The sequence below is a fragment of the Rhizobium sp. P1_E1 genome, from assembly GCF_056406015.1.
In genome coordinates this window covers 1-2922 of sequence record NZ_JBFUAY010000371.1, presented here as the reverse complement: position 1 = coordinate 2922, position 2922 = coordinate 1, and the positions used below count along the sequence as shown (strand labels likewise).

Sequence of the window (2922 nt, the reverse complement as noted above, 5' to 3'; positions counted from 1 at the left end):
CTTCAACTGTGAGATCCAAAATGAAAGTTTCTTCCACAGAGAATTTCGACGGAATAGACCTCAAGATTTTGCGCGCCCTTCAATCGGAGGGCCGGCTCAGCAATGCCGATCTTGCCGAGCGCGTGAATGTCAGCGCTGCGACTTGCCACAGGCGAACTCAGCGCCTTTTCGAGGAGGGCTACATCACCGGCGTTCGGGCGGAGGTCGCGCCGAGCGCCGTCGGCCTCGGCGCGATGGTGATGGTTGGCGTCGTATTGGATCGCTCCACACCTGAGAGCTTTGGCGCCTTCGAGGGCGCTGTCATGCAGCTGAAGGAAGTGCTGGACTGCAGTCTGGTGGCCGGAGATTTCGATTACCTCCTGAAAATCCGCGTCCGTGACATGGCCGATTTCAACAAGCTGCATGGCCAGAAGCTGATCGCCCTGCCTGGCGTGCGCCAGACGCGCACTTTCTTCGTGATGAAAGAAGTCAAGGAGAACGCGAGGTTGCCCTTCTAGCGTCGTCGGCAGCTATCCGTCTGCCGCGCCATTTCATGGCTGACCAGGATGCCCTGGGCCGGGAGCATTTCCTCCACGACTCGGAGACTGGGTGGGCGCTCCATATCGTGCAGCTGATTGCTCCAGCCGTAGAGCGGTGGCGGACAAAGTGGCGATGACGGTTGGAGCCAAAGCAACGAAGTGCGATATATATAATAATATATTCAGAATTGTATTCTTATAGCTTACTGTTTTCTCACGAGTATAAAGTATTATATTGGATAATTGGCGTTATAGTAAAAAATATATCCGAAGAAGTGCGTTGCTTAATTTATCGATTTCATCAAATGTCCTGCCACTCGGCTAACGATATCGCAACGGGACAATCCTTTTCCTATGAATGCTGACCCTTGCAGGAGACATCATCGCCGGTAGGTTTACACAAGGACCACGATGACATGGAGCGGAAAAAGAAATCAGACAAGTACCTTGCCGGCTCGCGCCTGGGGGTAGCGTCCGTCGACCACCGGCAGAAGGACTCTGTGTCGAAGAAGAAGACCATTTTTCAACAATTGCTCTTGGATTGGGCTTACGGTTGCGACCTATTTTATCCAATCCAGCGACTCGAACATTTCGCAAAGGGCGAGGAGGACGACAAAGGCGCTAAAACTCGTAGGTGAGAATTACGATGTATAGAACTGGGAGAGCTCGGACTGGCCGCCACGTTCCCGATTTAATATTCAGTCTTGTTTCCAAATTCCATGGCGAAATCGACGACGCAGTCGCCAACGTTTGCAAACTCCAACAATAGCTCGGCGGGCGGGGTGGAGGCTGTCATGGACGATATCGATGCGACGCAAGCGAAGCACAGCGGCGCAAAGGCTTCACAGGTGCAACTAAGGCGGGGACATCGAGAGATGGTAAGAAGTCAATCGAGAACCCCACCCTTATCCGGTACACGCAAGGCGCAGTTCAAAATAGTGCTGCAGGAAGCATATATGCTCGCCTGCCAAAATCAGAAATTTGACCCGCAGGTTTCTCCCATCAAATTACCGCAGAAAAGGAGTTCATTTTCAGTTTTATTATCCTCTTTGAAATGCATTCGCATCGCCGCACTTGCAGCGGCCGGCATGGTGCTGGGCACGCAGATTGCTTTTTCGCAAGAATCGTCCATACGGTCTCAGTGGCTGAACACGCCGGGATCTCGAGTAGAAGCGCTTGCGGTCCTTCAGACCTTGAATGCCAATCTCCTGAGTAACGCCAGTGCTACGTTGACCCTTGATCGCTGGTGCGCCGCGCACAAGCTCGCACCGGAAGGTTCTAAGATTGTAGCTCAGCGTGTGGGAGGGCAAGACAAGCCGGCCGATGAGCACATCCGTGAACTTCTGACCGTCGGACCCGGTGAGTTGATCGCTTATCGCCGCGTCCGCCTGGTCTGCGGCGACCGCGTCTTGTCCGAAGCCGACAATTGGTATGTACCTGCAAAATTAACTGCAGAGATGAATCAGGCGTTGAATACCAGCGATATCGCGTTTGGCAGAGCCGTTCAGGCTCTCAATTTCACTCGCACAAACCTGTCTGCCAAGTTGCTCTGGTCCCCTCTATCCGAAAGCTGGGACATGGACGGTTTAATAACGCATGAAACAGGTTCCCTTACCCTGCCGCCGTTCCTGCTCGAACATCGTGCCGTACTGAAACTTCAGGACGGCACGCCGTTTAGCGCCGTGGTCGAAAGATACACGGACAAAGTACTAGACTTTCCAGTTCCGCGCCTGCTTTCTCAATAGAGCTTGTGCGACGGCCATCCAATCATTGTTCGAAAGAGAACGGATGAACGCGAGTCAACCTGATCAGTGACAAGCACTGCAGCTCCGCGTCGATGCTCGGATCGTTGGCGATCTGAGTTTGGCAGGACGAGCGCGGCGTGACTTCGCCTGTGCCCCAGTGTCCCTGGCAACCGGTGGAGCACCCCATTGATACAGCCGCCTTCGGGGGCTGACGATTGCAAACATGAGTTGCCAATCCAGCCTCTGCTCCCTATTGAGGACCTTCAACGCCCATACGATCGGCCCGCCTCTGCCTCCCGCATCGACCCTCGCCTACGGCTTCCCCGACTTGTGCTTCACGAGTCAGCAACGTCCGTGTACCCACTTCACAATAGCGGACTTCTGCGGGGCGTCGAAAAAGAAATCGATGACTTCGCCCCCCTTAAAGAAAACAAGGATCGGAATGAATTGCGCGGCGAGTTCTGGGTTCTCACCGAGATCCAGCTTAGCTACTTTGATTCTGCCTTTCATGTCGACGGCAATTTCTTCGAGGATCTGAGCCATCGTGTCGCATGGACCGCACCCTTCAGCCCAGAGGTCGAGGATAACGGGTATGGGGATTCCTGAACTGCCCCCTGGAAGGTGTCGATACTGATGTTCACCAAATACATGGGTTTCCC

3 protein-coding genes are annotated in these 2922 nt (G+C 53.9%); 2 read left to right on the top strand and 1 reads right to left on the bottom strand.

What is annotated here, in order from left to right:
- The first annotated feature begins 20 nt into the window (after window positions 1–20).
- Together AC1D1Z_RS35820 and AC1D1Z_RS35815 are read left to right on the top strand one after the other, a co-directional pair.
- Window positions 21–497: an Lrp/AsnC family transcriptional regulator gene (locus AC1D1Z_RS35820; RefSeq protein WP_032491855.1), complete on the top strand. Its 477-nt coding sequence runs from the start codon at window positions 21–23 to the stop codon at window positions 495–497.
- Between the two features lie 1109 nt (window positions 498–1606).
- Entirely contained in the window at window positions 1607–2263 is a 657-nt protein-coding gene (locus AC1D1Z_RS35815) for a hypothetical protein (protein WP_477853550.1), read from the top strand.
- 342 nt (window positions 2264–2605) lie between these two features.
- On the opposite strand, the gene AC1D1Z_RS35810 is transcribed toward AC1D1Z_RS35815, so the two are convergent.
- Complete coding sequence (locus AC1D1Z_RS35810) at window positions 2606–2863, bottom strand: thioredoxin family protein (protein WP_477853548.1); 258 nt, start codon at window positions 2861–2863, stop codon at window positions 2606–2608.
- Between the last annotated feature and the right edge of the window lie 59 nt (window positions 2864–2922).